General features: G+C 69.2%; 16 protein-coding genes. 7 read left to right on the plus strand and 9 right to left on the minus strand.

The genetic code is table 11. From position 1 onward, the window contains the following. The first annotated feature begins 140 nt into the window (after positions 1-140). The 7 genes from ACIQRW_RS28900 to trxA all read left to right on the plus strand — a co-directional run bounded on the left by ACIQRW_RS28900 (position 141) and on the right by trxA (position 9,877). Positions 141-2,435 (plus strand): DUF6049 family protein, encoded by a 2,295-nt coding sequence (locus ACIQRW_RS28900; protein WP_403765483.1) that lies wholly within the window; start codon positions 141-143, stop codon positions 2,433-2,435. Positions 2,436-2,485: 50 nt separating this feature from the next. Further along, positions 2,486-4,648, plus strand: a complete 2,163-nt coding sequence (gene murJ / locus ACIQRW_RS28905; protein ID WP_403765485.1) for a murein biosynthesis integral membrane protein MurJ — start codon at positions 2,486-2,488, stop codon at positions 4,646-4,648. Positions 4,649-4,777: 129 nt separating this feature from the next. Further along, the gene (locus ACIQRW_RS28910; RefSeq protein ID WP_403765487.1) at positions 4,778-6,508 is read left to right on the plus strand and encodes a protein kinase family protein; all 1,731 of its coding nucleotides are present in this window, start codon (positions 4,778-4,780) and stop codon (positions 6,506-6,508) included. A gap of 210 nt (positions 6,509-6,718) precedes the next feature. Beyond that, a complete protein-coding gene (gene sigM, locus ACIQRW_RS28915; protein ID WP_403765489.1) occupies positions 6,719-7,435 on the plus strand; it encodes an RNA polymerase sigma factor SigM in 717 nt (238 codons plus the stop codon). Next, positions 7,432-8,400, plus strand: a complete 969-nt coding sequence (locus tag ACIQRW_RS28920) for a hypothetical protein (protein ID WP_403765491.1) — start codon at positions 7,432-7,434, stop codon at positions 8,398-8,400. Before sigM ends, ACIQRW_RS28920 begins: the two co-directional genes overlap by 4 nt. 126 nt (positions 8,401-8,526) lie before the next feature. After that, positions 8,527-9,498, plus strand: coding sequence for a thioredoxin-disulfide reductase (gene trxB, locus ACIQRW_RS28925; protein WP_215103637.1), 972 nt, complete (start codon positions 8,527-8,529; stop codon positions 9,496-9,498). A 46-nt stretch (positions 9,499-9,544) separates the two neighbouring features. Next, positions 9,545-9,877, plus strand: a complete 333-nt coding sequence (gene trxA, locus ACIQRW_RS28930) for a thioredoxin (protein WP_018957328.1) — start codon at positions 9,545-9,547, stop codon at positions 9,875-9,877. A gap of 102 nt (positions 9,878-9,979) precedes the next feature. Here the strand turns inward: trxA and ACIQRW_RS28935 are convergent, their stop codons facing one another. The 9 genes from ACIQRW_RS28935 to rpmH form a co-directional block, all read right to left on the minus strand. Then, complete coding sequence (locus tag ACIQRW_RS28935) at positions 9,980-10,597, minus strand: GNAT family N-acetyltransferase (RefSeq protein WP_403765494.1); 618 nt, start codon at positions 10,595-10,597, stop codon at positions 9,980-9,982. 304 nt (positions 10,598-10,901) lie between these two features. Further along, positions 10,902-11,996, minus strand: coding sequence for a ParB/RepB/Spo0J family partition protein (locus ACIQRW_RS28940; RefSeq protein ID WP_403765497.1), 1,095 nt, complete (start codon positions 11,994-11,996; stop codon positions 10,902-10,904). Next, complete coding sequence (locus tag ACIQRW_RS28945; protein WP_078585112.1) at positions 11,993-13,069, minus strand: ParA family protein; 1,077 nt, start codon at positions 13,067-13,069, stop codon at positions 11,993-11,995. The genes ACIQRW_RS28940 and ACIQRW_RS28945 overlap by 4 nt, the downstream gene beginning before the upstream one ends. 327 nt (positions 13,070-13,396) lie before the next feature. Further along, positions 13,397-14,113 carry a 16S rRNA (guanine(527)-N(7))-methyltransferase RsmG gene (gene rsmG, locus ACIQRW_RS28950; RefSeq protein WP_403765500.1) on the minus strand — a complete coding sequence of 239 codons (717 nt, stop codon included), beginning with the start codon at positions 14,111-14,113 and terminating at the stop codon, positions 13,397-13,399. A gap of 109 nt (positions 14,114-14,222) precedes the next feature. Continuing rightward, the gene (locus ACIQRW_RS28955; protein ID WP_097865601.1) at positions 14,223-14,738 is read right to left on the minus strand and encodes a R3H domain-containing nucleic acid-binding protein; all 516 of its coding nucleotides are present in this window, start codon (positions 14,736-14,738) and stop codon (positions 14,223-14,225) included. Positions 14,739-14,752: 14 nt separating this feature from the next. Continuing rightward, entirely contained in the window at positions 14,753-16,006 is a 1,254-nt protein-coding gene (gene yidC, locus ACIQRW_RS28960) for a membrane protein insertase YidC (protein ID WP_403765503.1), read from the minus strand. A 3-nt stretch (positions 16,007-16,009) separates the two neighbouring features. Further along, positions 16,010-16,369 carry a membrane protein insertion efficiency factor YidD gene (gene yidD, locus ACIQRW_RS28965; RefSeq protein WP_006125986.1) on the minus strand — a complete coding sequence of 120 codons (360 nt, stop codon included), beginning with the start codon at positions 16,367-16,369 and terminating at the stop codon, positions 16,010-16,012. Continuing rightward, positions 16,366-16,737 (minus strand): ribonuclease P protein component, encoded by a 372-nt coding sequence (gene rnpA / locus ACIQRW_RS28970; protein WP_007447378.1) that lies wholly within the window; start codon positions 16,735-16,737, stop codon positions 16,366-16,368. The genes yidD and rnpA overlap by 4 nt, the downstream gene beginning before the upstream one ends. Before the next feature lie 19 nt (positions 16,738-16,756). Further along, entirely contained in the window at positions 16,757-16,894 is a 138-nt protein-coding gene (gene rpmH / locus ACIQRW_RS28975; RefSeq protein WP_003967884.1) for a 50S ribosomal protein L34, read from the minus strand. Between the last annotated feature and the right edge of the window lie 375 nt (positions 16,895-17,269).

Raw genomic sequence — 17,269 nt, forward strand, 5'->3', positions numbered from 1 at the left:
CGTTTACGGGGGCCCTGCGGGATACCCGCGATCATGTGCGATGGACCCCAGCACTTCGGCCCGCCGCACCTCGTTACCATGCGGGGACGCAGGACCGAACGATCGACAGCATCTGATGACGACGAGGGACGGGTAGGCGCGTGGCCGAGGCGGCAGACTTCCAGGGGACTCGTCCCTCTCCTGCCCGCCGGTGGCTCCGGCGCACGGCCTCGGCGGTGCTCGGAGCACCGCTGCTGGCCGGTCTCCTGGCCGTTCCGGCGGCCGGTGCCGCCCCGGCCGCCGAGCCCGCCAAGGCCCCCACCGGCTCCCGTACGGTCGATGTGTCCCTGAACACGCTCTCCCCGAGCGTTCCGAAGGAGGACGACACCCTGACCGTCTCCGGAACGCTCACCAACAAGGGCAAGGAGACGATCAGCAGCGCCGAGGTCGACCTGCGGGTCGGGCCCCGGCTCTCCGGCCGCGGAGAGGTCGACGACGCCGCGAAGCGCTCCGCGTACGTTCCCGGCGTCGACCCGGTCACCGTCGGGGACAAGTACACAGTGAAGTTCCCCAAGCTCGCCAAGGGGATCAGCCAGGACTTCACGCTCACCGTGCCCGTCGACAAGCTCGGCCTGGACGACCCGGGCGTCTACCAGCTCGGCGTCTCGGTCTCCGGCCGTACGACCGCCACCCCCTACGAGCAGGTGCTGGGCATCGAGCGCTCGTTCCTGCCCTGGCAGCCCGAGGCGAGCGACAGCAGGACGAAGCTCACCTTCCTCTGGCCGCTGATCGCGTCCCCCCACGTCACGGCGGAGACCCGCTCGGACGAGCAGCAGACCCCCGTGTTCACCGACGACGACCTGGCCAAGGAGCTGGCGCCCGGTGGCCGGCTGGAACAGCTGGTGTCCCTGGGCAGTCGGCTCCCCGTGACCTGGGTCGTCGACCCGGACCTCCTGGCGAGCGTCGCGGCGATGGCCGGGAAGTACGAGGTCGAGTCGGGTGACACGACCGTCCCGGGCAAGAACCAGGCCGTCGCCAAGCAGTGGCTCAGCGCGCTGGAGAAGGTGGTCGAGGACGGCAAGGTGATCGCGCTGCCGTTCGCCGACCCCGATCTGGCCTCCATCGCGCACCGCGGCAAGAACGTCTCCGGAACGCTCAGCCACCTGCAGAACGCCTCCGCCGTGGCCGCGACCACCGTGGAGACCATCCTCCATGTGAAGCCGTCCACCGACTTCGCCTGGCCCGTGAACGGCGCCGTGGACTCGTCCATCGTCGATGTGGCGACCTCGGCGGGGGCCCACAACGTGATCGCCCGCAGCGACAGCTTCCGGGAGACCACGGAAATTCCCTACACGCCGACCGCGGCGCGGCCGATCGGCGGCGGCACCACCGCGGTCGTCGCGGACGCCCGGCTGTCGACCTTGTTCGACGGCGACATGTCGAGGGCGGACTCCTCCACCCGCGCGGTCCAGAAGTTCCTCGCCCAGACCCTCGCACTGACCGAGCAGGCGCCGGACAACGAGCGCAGCATCGTCGTGGCCCCGCCGCGGATGCCCACCGCCGCACAGGCCCAGACAATGGCCCGCGCGCTGGAGGGCCTGGCGGGCAACCGCTGGACGCAGCCACTGGACCTCGTCGCCGCCGCCGAGGTGAAGCCCGACCCGAGGGCCACCACCAAAGTCCCCCGGGCCTCCGCGTACCCCAAGAAGCTCCGAGCCCAGGAACTGCCCACTCAGGCGTTCCAGGACATCCGCACCACCCAAGGCTCGCTCGACAGCTTCGAGACGATCCTGACGCAGCCCGAGCGCGTGGTGACTCCCTTCGGCAACGCCGTCAACCGCTCGATGTCGACGTCCTGGCGCGGCCGGTCCCTGGAGGCGCAGCAGTACCGCGACGCGGTCCGCGACTATCTGCAGAGCCTCACCTCCGAGGTGCAGCTCATCGAGAAGTCCGACGTCACGCTCTCCGGGCGCAGCGCGACGATCCCGGTCACCGTGCAGAACAAGCTGGTGCAGGGCGTGGACCGGCTGGTTCTCCAGCTGACATCGGACAACATCCGGCTCAAGTTCAACGACGACGGGAGCATGGCCGAACTTCCGGTCAGCATCGCGGGCGGCCACAGCCAGTCGGTGAAGTTCGACACGGCGACCAGCGCCAACGGCCGCGCCCAGGTGACCGCCCGGCTGTACACGGAGGACGGCACCCAGTACGGCGAGGAGATGACCTTCACCGTGAAGGTCTCCGAGGTGACGCCCACCGTGCTGCTGGTCATCGCCGGCGGCCTGCTGCTCCTGGTGCTGGCGGGTATCAGGATGTACAGCCACCGCAAGCGCGCCGTGGCAAGCGACACGGCGGACGGAAACGGCGACGGACCCGAGCAGCCGAGTGACCCGGCTCCGGACACCGGTCCGGAAAGCGGGGCCCCGTCGGGAACGGGTGAGAAAGTGGACCGTTGAGCGATGTCTGTCGTGGCCGGTCGGCCGGGGACGATGAGGTAGGGGTTTCGATGAACGCGCCGTACGACGGTGACCGCGGGCAGGGCGCGGGCGGAGCAGCGTCTCCGGGCGGGCCTCCGGTTCCTCCGGACGCGGGCCAGGACGGCTCAGTGCCGCCGGACCCCTACCTCCAGCACGCCTACGAGGACGACCCCTACCGGGCACAGGACCTGGCCGCCCAGGACCCGGTGGGCGAGGCGCTCTACGACCGCGCCGCGCACCCGCCGCCGCCTCCCGGCACGTACCAGGAGCCGGGGCCGCTCTACCAGCAGCCGCCCGCCGCCCCCTACGCCCCCGACCCGCGCATCTGGGCCCAGACCCCGCCCCCCGAGCCGGCGGGGCCCTCACGGCACCTGCCGTACGGGGACCGCCCGGCGACCACGCAGTTCGTCGGCGTCGACGCGCTCGTCACCCAGGCGTCGGACGACCGGCAGGAACCGGACGCCTTCGCCCACCTCTTCCGGGACCAGGAGGGATCGGGGAAGCCCCCGGTACCGCCCCAGCCCGAACCGGCTCCCGCACCCGTGCCCGCCAAGAGCGGCGGTGGCAAGGTCTCCGGGCTCCTCAAGTCCAGCGCGGTCATGGCCGCCGGCACGCTCGTCTCCCGGCTCACCGGCTTCGTGCGGTCCCTGGTGATCACCGCCGCACTCGGTGCCGCGCTGCTGGGCGACAGCTTCACCATCGCCTACACCCTGCCGACGATGATCTACATCCTCACCGTCGGCGGTGGCCTCAACTCGGTCTTCGTCCCGCAGCTCGTCCGTGCCATGAAGGACGACGAGGACGGCGGTGAGGCCTTCGCCAACCGGCTCCTGACCCTGGTGATGGTCGCGCTCGGCCTGATCGTCGCCGCAGCGGTCCTCGTCGCACCGGTGCTGATCAAGCTGATGTCCAGCACGATCGCCGATGACGTGGCCGCCAACAGTGTCGCCGTCACCTTCGCCCGCTACTGCCTGCCCACCATCTTCTTCATGGGCGTGCACGTGGTGATGGGTCAGATCCTCAACGCCCGTGGCAAGTTCGGCGCGATGATGTGGACCCCGGTCCTCAACAACATCGTCATGATCATCACGTTCGGGCTGTTCATCTGGGTCTACGGAACCTCCGCCGAATCGCGGATGGGCGTCGACACCATCCCGCCGGAAGGCGTCCGGCTGCTGGGCATCGGCACCCTGCTCGGCCTCGTCGTCCAGTCCTTGGCGATGATCCCGTACCTGCGCGAGACGGGCTTCCGCTTCCGCCCCCGGTTCGACTGGAAGGGCCACGGGCTCGGCAAGACCGTCAAGCTCGCCAAGTGGACCGTGCTGTTCGTCCTGGCCAACCAGGCGGGCGTCCTGGTCGTCACCCAGCTCGCCACCGCGGCCGGCACGGCCTCGGGTCACGACGGCACCGGGTTCCTGGCCTACTCCAACGCCCAGCTGATCTGGGGCATGCCGCAGGCCATCATCACCGTCTCGGTCATGGCCGCACTGCTGCCCCGCATCTCCCGGGCCGCCCATGACAACGACCCTGGCGCGGTCCGCGACGACATCTCGCAGGGCCTGCGCAACTCGGCCGTCGCCATCGTGCCGGTGGCCTTCGCGTTCCTCGCGCTCGGCCTGCCGATGGCCACCCTGCTGTACGCCTCCAGCGGCATCGAGGCCGCCCGCTCCATGGGCTTCATCCTCATGGCCTTCGCGCTCGGCCTGATCCCGTACTCCGTGCAGTACGTCGTCCTCCGCGGGTTCTACGCCTACGAGGACACCCGCACCCCCTTCTACAACACGGTCATCGTGGCCGCCGTCAACGCCGCCGCCTCCGCACTCTGTTACGTCGTCCTGCCCGCCCGCTGGGCTGTCGTCGGCATGGCCTTCTCCTACGGTCTGGCCTACGCGGTCGGCGTCGGTGTCGCCTGGCGCCGACTGCGCAACCGGCTGGGCGGCGACCTGGACGGCGCGCACATCGTGCGGACCTACGCGCGCCTCTGCATGGCCGCGGTGCCCGCCGCCCTGGTCGGCGGCGCCGTCGGATTCGGGATCCTGGAACTCGTCGGCATCGGCGCACTCGGCTCACTGGCCGCGCTGATCTGCGGCGGCGTCATCCTCCTGGGCATCTTCTTCGTCGCGGCGAAAAAGATGCGCATCGAAGAGGTCAACGGCCTGGTCGGCATGGTCCGTGGACGGCTCGGACGCTGAATGAGCGCTCGCCCGCACAACCATCGCCGCACTCCGCGTGTCGTGCATAGCGCCGGAGTGTGGGCACAATTGGCGTGACTGTGCAGAGCTGGCTGGCATCGCGCAACGGATGGGGAGGCAGGAACGACGGTGGCGGAACGTAGCACGGCTGCCGTCGACGTGGCTGACAACAGCGGCGACGAGCCGCTGACCGCCAAGGCGGACGAGGCCACGACCGACGGGACGGCGCAAGCCGAGGAAACCGAGGGCGCGAGCCCCAAGGACACCGAGAAAACGGACGGTGGGCGGGAGCGTTCCGAGGCCGTTCCGGCCTCACCCGATCTGCACAGCGGTCACAAACTCGCCGGGCGCTACCGCCTGGAGGAGTGCGTCACCCGTCTGGACGGCTTCAGCAGCTGGCGTGCTGTCGACGAGAAGCTCCGCCGCGCGGTGGGCGTGCACCTGCTGCCCGCGGACCACCCGCGGGCCCGCTCCGTGCTGGCCGCCGCCCGCTCCTCAGCTCTGCTCGGCGACCCCCGATTCGTCCAGGTCCTGGACGCCGTCGAGGAGAACGACCTCGTCTACGTGGTCCACGAATGGCTGCCGGACGCCACCGAGCTCACCGCTCTGCTGGCCACCGGGCCGATGGAGGCCCACGACGCCTACCAGCTCGTCAGCCAGCTCTCCCAGGCGATGGCCGCCGCCCACCGCGAGGGCCTGTCCCATCTGCGCCTCACCCCCGGCGCGGTCCTGCGCAGCTCCACCGGGCAGTACCGCATCCGTGGCCTCGCCGTGAACGCCGCCCTGCGCGGCATCACCGCGGAGCGCCCCCTCCGGACGGACACCGAGGCGATCGGCGCCCTGCTGTACGCCGCACTGACCCACCGCTGGCCGTACGGGGACGACGCCCACGGCCTCGCCGGGCTGCCCAAGGGCATGGGACTCATCGCCCCGGACCAGGTCCGGGCCGGCGTCCACCGCGGTCTCTCCGAGCTCGCCATGCGGGCGCTCGCCAACGACGGCGCCACCGCCTCCCGGCAGGAACCGCCCTGCACCACCCCGGACGAGCTGGCCAAGGCCGTCGCGGCCATGCCGCGCATCCTTCCTCCGGAACCCACGTTCACCGCGCCGCCGGCCTACCAGCGCACGACCTATCAGCAGGGCACGTACGGACGGCCGTCCTCCCACCCGTCCGCCGTCGTCCAGCCCGTGATGCCCGTCCCTCCGGCCCCCCTGCAGAGCCGTGCCGGCCGCGCGCTCAAGTGGACCGTCTCGGCGCTCCTCATCGCCGCGCTGGGCCTCGGCAGCTGGCAGCTCGCGGAGGCGTTGCTCGACCGCACCAAGGGCTCCGAGGACACCGGCGTCACCGAACCGAACGAGGACGACAAGAACAAGGACGACAAGCCCGCGCCGTCCGCCGAACCGCTGGACATCGCGGGGGCCACCGAGTTCATGCCCGACGGCTCCGGCATCAAGGAGCGGGAGGTGCAGAACACCATCGACGGCGATTCCGGAACCCACTGGGTCACCCCCCGGTACGAGGGGTTCGCCAACTTCGGGAACCTCCCCCAGCGCAAGCAGGGCAGCGGAATCATCCTCGACCTCGGCAAGGTGCGGGACGTCTCCGGCGTCGAGGTGTCCATGTACCGGCGCGGGCAGACGACGACTGTCCTCGCCGCCTCCCCGGACGCCTCGTCCCCCTCCACGACGGCCGACTTCGACCAGTCGATCGTCAAGCGGACGGTCGCGGGAAAGACGCTCGAGGAAAAGCTGGACCAGCCCGTCCGCACGCGCTACGTCCTGATCCACGTCACGGAACTCCCCTCGGACGGCACCGGCGGCTACCGCGGCGGCATCACCGACATCTCCGTCCTCGGCTGACGTACGGGCCGGCCCGGGCCACCCGTGCCGGCCCGTGATCACCGGCCCCACCCGCCCGTTACTGTGGGGCGGATCGCCCGCACCACCGAGCGCCTGCGGCGACAAGGGTTGCGGCCGTCACACCCGTGACGGCAGGCTTCTCCCCGTCGCACCGCTTCACCGGGTGCGGCCCGCATGTGACATCGGATCCGGTTCGGAGGGGGGAGCACGGTGGATTCCGTTCCACCAGAGGCACCGAGCGACTCGGCCCTGCTCGCCCAGCATGTGGCGGGCGACCCCGACGCCTTCGGTGAGCTCGTACGGCGCCACCGCGACCGGCTCTGGGCCGTGGCGCTGCGCACCCTGGGGGACAGGGAAGAGGCGGCCGACGCCGTCCAGGACGCCCTCGTCAACGCCTTCCGCGCCGCCCACACCTTCCGCGGCCAGTCCGCGGTCACCACCTGGCTGCACCGGATCACCGTCAACGCCTGCCTCGACCGGGTCCGCAAGGCCGCCTCCCGCAGGACGTCCCCGGTGGACGACGCCGAACGGCTCGATCAGCTCCTGGAACCCCACGAATCGGCCGAGGCCCCCGCGGTCCGGCAGGACCTCCACCGCCAGCTCCAGGAAGCCCTGGCCACACTGCCCGCCGAGCAGCGGGCGGCGCTGGTCCTCGTCGATATGCAGGGCTACCCCGTCGCGGAGGCAGCCAGCATCCTCGAGGTGCCAACCGGCACCGTGAAAAGCCGATGCGCCCGGGGCCGGGCAAGACTGGCCCCCCTGGTCCGCCATCTGCGCGCGGGAACCGGGGGGCAGACCCCCGACGGGGAGAACGGCGCGGCCGGAAGGAACCGGACGCCCGGGGCATCCGTCCCACCTGCGTCAGGTCCCAGAGACGCAGGAGCAAGCGATCCTGCCGCTACGAAGGGAGGAGGTGGGCGCCCGTGACATCCACGGCCGACACGGCTCAGCACCCGGAGGTCTCCGAGATCTCCGATCTCACCGAGGGACTGCTCTCCCCTTCCCGGGCGACGGAAGTCCGGCAGCACGTCGCGGGATGCGAACTCTGCTCGGAGGTACAGGACTCCCTGGAAGAGATCCGTGGGCTCCTCGGAACGATGCCCGCCCCGGAGCCGATGCCTGCGGACGTCGCCGCCCGTATCGACGCGGCTCTCGCGGCGGAGGCCCGCCCCACCGCTCCCGCCGTGGACGAGCCGGTCGTTGTTTCACGTGAAACAACGACCGCCGAGGACACGACGACCGACCGTGCGACGCGCGAGCCCGCTCCCAGGAGCGTCGGCGCCTCCGTCCAGGACCGTCCTGAGGGCCGGTCCTCCGCCGCCACCGGACCGGGCCGTCGTCCCTCCCGTCGGCGGCGGCGCGCTGTGGTCCTCGGCACCGCGTTCGGCGCGGCGGTCATCGGCATGAGCGTCTTCTTCCTCCAGTCCATCGCCCCGTCCGGCGACTCCTCCAAGACAGCGGCCGACAGCGGAGTCAGCGCCGGGGAGAGCCGCGCGCACGCCTACGCCGACGGCACACTGGAATCCCAGGTGCAGGACCTCCTCGGCAGTGGGGCAGCCCAGAAGAGCCCCGGCGCCAAGAAGGTGCCGCCGGGCGCGGACACCAAGTCGACGAGTGAGGCCGTCACCCCCGACGCCGAGGCGTCCAGGAGCCCCTTGCAGGCCCCTGCCGTCGCCGTTCCCCCCTGTGTCCAGCAGGCCACCGGCCGCACCACGCCTGCCCTCGCCCTCGATAAGGGGACGTACCAGGGAACGGACGCCTATCTCGTCGTCCTTCCCCACCCGAGCGACCCCTCACGCGTGCAGGCCTATCTCGTGGCCTCCTCCTGCGTGGACACCGCCCCGGAGTCCACGGGGCAGCTGCTGCTCACCCGCGCCTACGACCGCCCCTGAAAACCGTCCGCGACCGCCGCGGCACGTTCGGGAATGCATCAGCCGTAGGATCCGTTGGGTGGGGTGTGAGTCGTTGAACCGACCCCGTAGGCAGTTAGGCAGTCTGCAGAAACGAGGAAGAAACCCGTGAGCGACGTCCGTAATGTGATCATCATCGGCTCCGGACCGGCCGGGTACACCGCCGCGCTGTACACCGCCCGCGCCTCGCTGAACCCGTTGGTCTTCGAGGGCGCCGTCACGGCCGGCGGTGCGCTGATGAACACCACCGACGTGGAGAACTTCCCCGGCTTCCAGGACGGCATCATGGGCCCCGAGCTCATGGACAACATGCGCGCCCAGGCCGAGCGCTTCGGCGCCGAGCTGATCCCCGACGACGTGGTCGCAGTCGACCTCACCGGTGACGTCAAGACGGTCACCGACACCGCGGGCACCGTCCACCGCGCCAAGGCCGTCATCGTCACGACCGGCTCCCAGCACCGCAAGCTCGGACTGCCCAACGAGGACGCCCTCTCCGGACGCGGCGTCTCCTGGTGCGCCACCTGCGACGGCTTCTTCTTCAAGGACCACGACATCGCCGTGGTCGGCGGCGGCGACACCGCGATGGAGGAGGCGACCTTCCTCTCCCGCTTCGCCAAGTCCGTCACGATCGTCCACCGCCGTGACACCCTGCGCGCCTCCAAGGCCATGCAGGACCGCGCCTTCGCCGACCCGAAGATCAAGTTCGCCTGGGACAGCGAGGTCGCCGAGGTCAAGGGCGACCAGAAGCTCTCCGGTCTGACCCTGCGCAACACGAAGACCGGCGAGACATCCGAACTCCCCGTGACCGGACTGTTCATCGCCGTCGGCCACGACCCGCGCACCGAGCTCTTCAAGGGCCAGCTGGAGCTCGACGACGAGGGTTACCTGAAGGTCGAGGCACCCTCCACCCGCACCAACCTCACCGGCGTCTTCGGCGCCGGAGACGTGGTCGACCACACCTACCGTCAGGCCATCACGGCAGCGGGCACCGGCTGCTCCGCCGCCCTGGACGCCGAGCGCTTCCTCGCGGCCCTGGCCGACGCGGAGCCCGCCGAGCCGGAGAAGACCCCGGCCGTCTGAACGTCCGCACCGCACCCCACCATCCCCAGAGACTAAGGAGGCCGCCGTGGCCGGCGACCTGAAGCACGTTACGGATGACACCTTCGACGAGGTCGTCCTCAAGAGCGACAAGCCCGTTCTGGTGGACTTCTGGGCCGCCTGGTGCGGCCCGTGCCGCCAGATCGCCCCCTCGCTGGAGGCGATCGCAGCGGAGCACGGCGACCAGATCGAGATCGTCAAGCTCAACATCGACGAGAACCCGGCCACCGCCGCCAAGTACGGCGTGATGTCCATCCCGACCCTGAACGTGTACCAGGGCGGCGAGGTCGCCAAGACCATCGTCGGCGCCAAGCCGAAGGCCGCGATCCTCCGCGACCTCGAAGGCTTCATCAGCGCGTAAGCGCGCAGCGGCGCATCGGCGCAATGTTTCACGTGAAACGGGCCCACCCCCTCAGAGGGGGTGGGCCCGTTTCGCATGACAGCAGGCAGCGCCGGCCCGGCCTTACAACGGCCGCAGCACCGGTTCCTTCTGAACCGCTCCCAGAAGCCGGTCGAGCGCCATCTCCACGTCTTCCTTCCAGGAGAGCGTCGTCCGCAGATCCAGCCTCAGCCGTGGGTACACGGGATGCGGACGCACGGTCTTGAAGCCGACGGCCAGCAGATGATCCGCGGGGAGTACACAGGTGGCTTGCTCGGACCGCGCGTCACCGAACGCCTCGATCGCCTTGAAGCCCCGGCGCAGAACGTCCTTCGCCACCGTCTGCACCATGACACGGCCCAGCCCCTGCCCCTGGTACTCGGGAATGATCCGCCCAGTGATGAGCTGGACGGCATCGGGGGAGACCGGGCTGGTCGGGAACGCCGTCGAGCGGGGGACGTACGCGGGCGGGGCGTAGAGCACGAAGCCCGCCGGCACGTCGTCCACATAGACCACCCGGCCGCAGGACCCCCATTCCAGGAGGACCGCGGAGATCCAGGCTTCCTTCTCCAGCTCCGGCTTGCCCGCCTTTACCGCGGCTTCCCCACTGACCGGGTCAAGCTCCCAGAAGACGCACGAGCGGCAACGCTCGGGGAGATCCGGAAGGTTGTCCAGGGTGAGTGGTACGAGTCGTCGCCCCATGACAGCGATCCCTCCCTTCCTTCGCCCGCCACACCACGTGCGGCTGCCAGTGTGCTCCGTTCATGGAACAGACTGCCGACGAATCCCCCGACGGCGCCCAGGCCCAGCCCGACCGTGACGAGCCGACTGCGGCTCACTCTTCGCAAGGCCTCCGCCCTCCTCTGAGGTCGATCACCGTGGATGCGCCGTCCCAGAACGCATCGTATCCACCCAGAGGTGATGCGGATACCGAGAGAGCGCAAAGGGCGGGCCGTGTTCCGGTATGCACCCGGCTCACGGCCCGCCCTTCCTCGGGTCCCGCTGCTCAGCCCTCGTCGTCCTCCTCGGACGTCTCGGTAAGCCGACGCTCCAGCACACGGCCCTCGCCCGGGGCGAGACTGCCGAGGATCCGGTCCAGGTCCTCCATCGAGGCGAACTCGACGACGATCTTGCCCTTCTTCTGCCCCAGGTCGACCTTCACCCGGGTCTCGAAGCGATCGGACAGACGGGTCGCCAGGTCGGTCAGAGCGGGGGACAGACGGCCGCCTGCCCTCGGGCCCTTGGGCTTCACAGCGCTCGTGGGGCGCGAACCCATGAGCGTCACGATCTCCTCGACCGCGCGCACCGAAAGCCCCTCGGCCACGATGCGGTGGGCCAGCCGGTCCTGCTCCTCGGAATCGTCCACGGACAGCAGCGCGCGGGCATGGCCGGCCGAAAGAACGCCCGCGGCGACCCGGCGCTGCACCGGCGGTGAAAGCCGCAGAAGCCGCAGCGTGTTCGTCACCTGTGGACGCGAACGGCCGATCCGGTCGGCCAGCTGGTCATGGGTGCACTTGAAGTCCTTGAGCAGCTGGTCGTACGCAGCGGCCTCCTCCAGCGGGTTCAGCTGAGCCCGGTGGAGGTTCTCCAGGAGCGCGTCCAGCAGCAGCTTCTCGTCGTCCGTGGCGCGGACGATGGTGGGAATCCGCTCCAGGCCCGCTTCACGGCAGGCCCTCCACCGACGCTCACCCATGATGAGCTCGTAGCTGTCCGGGCCCACCTTCCGGACCACGACCGGCTGGAGAAGACCGACTTCCTTGATGGAGACGACCAGCTCGGCCAGCGCGTCCTCGTCGAAGACCTCACGAGGCTGGCGGGGGTTCGGGGTGATCGTCCCGATCGGCAGCTCGGCGAAGTATGCGCCGGACGTCCCGGCTTCCTGCTCGGACCGGCCCTCCGGGGTGGACGCAGGCTCCGGCACCACCGGGACGGAAGGCAGCGCGGTCACCTTCGCAGCGGCCACCCCACGCTCCGCCGTCAGAACCGGACCCGCGCCGGACGACGCAGCACCGCCTCCAGGCGCTGACACCTGCTTCTCCTGGGGAGCGGCGGGGATCAGCGCACCGAGCCCACGCCCCAGTCCTCTACGACGCTCACTCACTGAATGCCCTCCGAAACGTTCTGCTGGCTGTTCTGACTGCTCGTGTGGGCGTGCTGAGCCTCGTAGTGCACCCCGACGCCCCGCAGGGCGATCTCCCGGGCGGCTTCGAGATACGAGAGCGAACCGCTGGACCCCGGGTCGTAGGTCAGCACGGTCTGCCCATAGCTCGGCGCCTCCGAGATGCGCACCGACCGCGGGATGCTCGTCCGCAGCACTTCCTTGCCGAAGTGGGTACGAACCTCCTCGGCGACCTGCGAGGCGAGCCTCGTCCGGCCGTCGTACATCGTCAACAGGATCGTCGAGACGTGCAGGTCCGGATTGAGATGGCCCCGCACCAGGTCGACGTTCCGCAGGAGCTGCCCCAGGCCTTCCAGCGCGTAGTACTCGCACTGGATGGGGATCAGCACCTCGGCCCCGGCCACCAGCGCGTTCACCGTCAACAGACCCAGTGAGGGCGGGCAGTCGATGAGGATGTAGTCCAGCGGCTGCTCATACGCCTGGATGGCCCGCTGGAGCCGGCTCTCCCGTGCCACCAGCGAGACCAGCTCGATCTCCGCACCGGCGAGATCGATGGTGGCGGGGGCACAGAAGAGACCCTCTACGTCCGGTACGGGCTGGACCACCTCGGAGAGCGGGCGGCTCTCCACCAGGACGTCATAGATCGAGGGAACATCGGCGTGGTGATCGATGCCCAGAGCCGTGGAGGCGTTGCCCTGCGGGTCGAGGTCGACCACCAGAACACGTGCACCGTGCAGGGCCAGGGAAGCGGCAAGGTTGACCGTCGTGGTCGTCTTCCCGACCCCGCCCTTCTGGTTGGCCACCACCATGACGCGGGTGCGGTCAGGGCGGGGCAGCCCTTCGCCGGCACGGCCGAGGGCCTCGACCGCCAGCTGAGCGGCTCGGCCGATGGGTGTGTCGTCCATCGGCGGCGGTGTTTCACGTGAAACACCCTCACCCACGGACTCGGTTCGGGGACCGGGGACCGGGTCGGTCATCGGTCCCGCGATGTTGGCGTCGGACCGCAAGGATTCACTCTCCTCGACTTCAGGCTCGCAATGAACAGAGCCTGCCATGCTTTCGGGGTCGTGAACCAGCGAGGCCCGCTGTTCTGTGGATGAATCCGTGCGTGTGGACAACTCGGCAACCCGTCCGGGCTTGCGGTCGCGCGGCGTGGCAGCCGCACGACCGCGGCCGATGATTCCCTGCAGCAGAGAGCGACGTTTCACGTGAAACACGATGCCCCCGTGAAGCAACTACCAGGCCACGACACTCCGCACGGGGTATGTATCGCTACATTCCGGCAGAACCACTGCTAAGCGACGCAAGAACCAACAGGAACCACATACCGCCCGACCGGACAGAGCTCCCGACCGGACGTCGCCACCGTCCCGAGGTGCCCCTCAGCGACGCCTGCGCGTCCGCTCCGTCCGAGCGGCCTTGGCCCTCTTTGCGGCGAACCTCACACCGCCCGGGCTCTCTCCCACCACGACACGGACCACGGTGGAGAGCGGATCGACCAAACCCTCACCGACCTGGAGCACCTCGGTCTCCAGGACACCGAGCTTGCTGAGCGCGGCCCTGGCGCCGTTGAGCTCCTCCTCGGCGGTGTCGCCCTTGAGCGCGAGCATCTCCCCGTAAGGCTTCAGCAGGGGCACGCCCCAGCCCGCCAGCCGGTCCAGCGGCGCCACAGCACGGGCAGTCACCACGTGAACGGGCTGAAGCGTCCCGAGGACCTCCTCGGCCCGGCCGCGCACGACCGTCACATGGTCCAGGCCGAGCAGTTCGACGACTTCCTGGAGGAAGTTCGTCCGCCGCAGCAGCGGCTCCAGCAAGGTGATCTTGAGATCGGGGCGCACCAGAGCCAGCGGGATGCCGGGAAGCCCCGCGCCGGAGCCCACATCGCAGACGGTGACGCCTTTGGGCACGACCTCGGAGAGCACCGCGCAGTTCAGCAGGTGCCGCTCCCACAGCCGGGGGACCTCACGCGGCCCGATCAGGCCTCGCTTGACCCCGGCATCCGCAAGAAGCTCCGCGTACCGGACAGCCTCCGGGAAGAGCTCTCCGAACACCGCCTGCGCCTCCGCAGGTGCCTGGGGGAGCTCTGCTGCCTCCGTCACGGGGACCGTCCTTCCATACCGCACTAGCGCACTGTGGGTGGCTGACTATCAGGCTGACAAAGATCGGCCCCGCCTGCGAACAGACGGGGCCGACAGTACAAGGATCCGGTCAGGCCGGGAGAACGACGACGAAGCGCTGCGGCTCCTCGCCCTCCGACTCGCTCCGGAGACCGGCCGCGGCGATCGCGTCGTGCACGACCTTGCGCTCGAACGGCGTCATCGGGTCCAGCTTCACCGGCTCGCCCGAGCTCTTGACCTCGTCCGCGGCCTTGGCACCCAGCGCCGCGAGGATCTCGCGCTTCTTGGCCCGGAAGCCACCGATGTCCAGCATCAGACGGCTGCGGTCACCCGTCTCCCGGTGGACGGCCAGCCGCGTCAGCTCTTGGAGCGCCTCCAGGACCTCACCGTCGCGGCCCACGAGCTTCTGGAGGTCGCGCGCCGATTCGCTGATGATCGACACCGCGGCCCGGTCCGCCTCGACATCCATGTCGATGTCGCCGTCGAGGTCGGCGATGTCGAGCAGTCCCTCAAGATAGTCGGCCGCGATCTCGCCCTCCTGCTCCAGGCGGGTCAGGGTGTCGCTGCCGGCCTCAGCGGCGGCCGTGGAGGTGGTGCCTTCCGTCACGGATGGACTCCTTCTTACTTCTTGGACGGGTGCTTGGGCCGCTGCGGGCCCTTGCGCTGTCCGGATTTGGCTTGGCGTGAGGAGCCGGAGGCGGGCTTGCCCGCCGACTTCGGCTTGTCGTCCTGCGGTGCGTCCTGCTTCTCGAGCGAGGTCTTGGAGCCGGCGTCCGCGGACTCCGTGTCCTTGGCTCCACCGGCCGTCTGGCGCTTCGCCTTGGTCTGGCGCTTGGGCTGCTGGCGCTTGTGCGCCTGGCTGCCCTCGACGTCGGCGGCGGCGGTCTCGCTCTTCTGCACCGTGCCGTCGTCCTGGGCCGCGAGACCCAGCTTGCCGAGGCCGGTGATGAACTTGCGCTCGATGTCGTTGCGGTCGGGGCCCTTGGCGACGATGGCCTTGACGGTGTTGCGCCGGGTCCGGCCGCGCACCTGCTCGTGGGCGGTCACGCTCTTGAGCACCCGCTGGAGGTAGGCGTCCTGCGCCTTGCTGCCCGGCGTCGGGTTCTGGTTGATCACGTACATCTGCTGACCCATGGTCCAGACGTTCGTGGTCAGCCAGTAGACGAGGACACCGACGGGGAAGTTGATGCCCATCACGGCGAAGATGACCGGGAAGATGTACATCAGCATCTTCTGCTGCTGCATGTACGGGGTCTTCACCGTCAGGTCGACGTTCTTCGTCATCAGCTGGCGCTGGGTGAAGAACTGCGACGCCGACATCAGCACGATCATGATCGCCGTGACGATCCGGACGTCCATCAGAGAAGCGTCGAGCGAGGTGACCTTCTCGACGCTGTCAGTGAACTTCGCGGCCAGCGGGGCACCGAAGATGTGCGCCTGCCGGGCGCTGTCCAGCAGGTCCTGGTTGATCGCCCCGATCTTCTTGCCCGAGGCGATGGACGACAGCACGTGATACAGGGCGAAGAAGAACGGGGACTGCGCCAGGATGGGAAGGCACGAGGAAAGCGGGTTGGTACCCGTCTCCTTGTACAGCTTCATCATCTCTTCGGACTGACGCTGCTTGTCGTTCTTGTAGCGCTCCTGGATCGCCTTCATCTTCGGCTGGAGCACCTGCATGTTGCGGGTCGACTTGATCTGCTTCACGAAGAGCGGGATCAGGCAGATCCGGATCAGCACCACCAGGGACACGATCGACAGACCCCAGGCCCAGCCGGAGTCGTCGCCGAAGAGCGCCCCGTAGACCTTGTGGAACTGAACGATGACCCATGAGACGGGTGTGGTGATAAAGCTGAACAGACTGGCAATCGTGTCCACTAATCAGGCTCCTTGAGCATTGGGCGAGGTCTCTGCGGCCGGGCTCGGAGGTTCGGAGACCGACCCCCCGGACGGCACATCAGCGGCGGACTCCCCGCCCTTTTCGCCGCGCAGGGCATTGCGCAGCAGCTCGTGCCACCGCGGACGCTTGCGTGGCGGGACATGATCCACACCGCCGGGTGACCACGGATTGCACCGCAGGATGCGCCAGGCTGTCAGCGCTGTTCCCTTGATGGCACCGTGCCTGTCGATCGACGTATATCCATAGTGGGAACACGACGGGTAATAGCGGCAGACAGGCCCGAGGAGTGGACTGATCGTCCACTGGTACAGCTTGATGAGAGCAAGCAGCGGGTACTTCATCGCGCGCCCCCTCCCAGCAGCCGCTGAAGGGCGGCGTCCAGGTCTCGGGCCAGCTGTGCATGATCGGCGTCGCCCGCACCGGGCAGCGCCCGTACGACAACAAGGCTACCGGGGGGCAGCTGAGCCAGCCGGTCGCGGACCAGGTGGCGAAGCTTCCGCTTCACCGCGGTACGGACGACTGCGCCCCCCACGGCCTTGCTGACAACGAAACCCGCACGCGGCGGGGGAACAGTCTCCCCCGTCACGTGCGGGTCCGTATCACCGCTGCGTAGATGGACGACGAGCAGTGGACGTCCGGCTCGACGTCCTCGTCGTACCGCGGTCGCGAAGTCCTCGCGCCGCCTCAGCCGATTCTCGGTAGGCAGCACGTCATGGACCTGTTGGCGATCAGGCGGACAGGCTGCTGCGGCCCTTGCCACGGCGGTTCGCGAGAATCGCACGGCCGGCACGGGTACGCATGCGCAGCCGGAAGCCATGGGTCTTGGCGCGACGACGGTTGTTCGGCTGGAAGGTGCGCTTGCTCACTCGGGGGCTCCAGAAATGATTCGTGTGTTGGCGGGACATCGCCTGGCTGTCACCGTGCGCCCACGAGGAACTCGCGTAAACGCCTTAGTGCACCGCTTCACAATCACAGATCGTGATCTTTGCCCATCGGAGGCAGGCGGCAGCAGCCATCGACAACTCGACCTGGTCACGGTACGCGCGGCTACGCCATCCGGTCAAACCGGCTTCGCGTGACCCCTCATTGTGCACAGCCTGTGGACAACAACTTGAACCGCGCGGCTCCGCCTGACTACCGTGGCCGAACTCCGGTTCTTTTCCTTCCCGACTGCCGGGCCTCACCCGACCCGACCCATCCCGTCCCGAGAACCACACATTCGTGGGACATGCGAGAGAGCG

The organism is Streptomyces sp. NPDC091287, assembly GCF_044768525.1.
Taxonomy (GTDB): Bacteria; Actinomycetota; Actinomycetes; order Streptomycetales; family Streptomycetaceae; genus Streptomyces.

Coding starts and splice junctions, on each gene's coding strand:
- ACIQRW_RS28935 (WP_403765494.1), bottom strand. CDS start 10,597: ATGGGGCGACGACTCGTACCACTCACCCTGGACAACCTTCCGGATCTC.
- ACIQRW_RS28945 (WP_078585112.1), bottom strand. CDS start 13,069: ATGGCAGGCTCTGTTCATTGCGAGCCTGAAGTCGAGGAGAGTGAATCC.
- murJ (WP_403765485.1), top strand. CDS start 2,486: ATGAACGCGCCGTACGACGGTGACCGCGGGCAGGGCGCGGGCGGAGCA.
- yidD (WP_006125986.1), bottom strand. CDS start 16,369: ATGAAGTACCCGCTGCTTGCTCTCATCAAGCTGTACCAGTGGACGATC.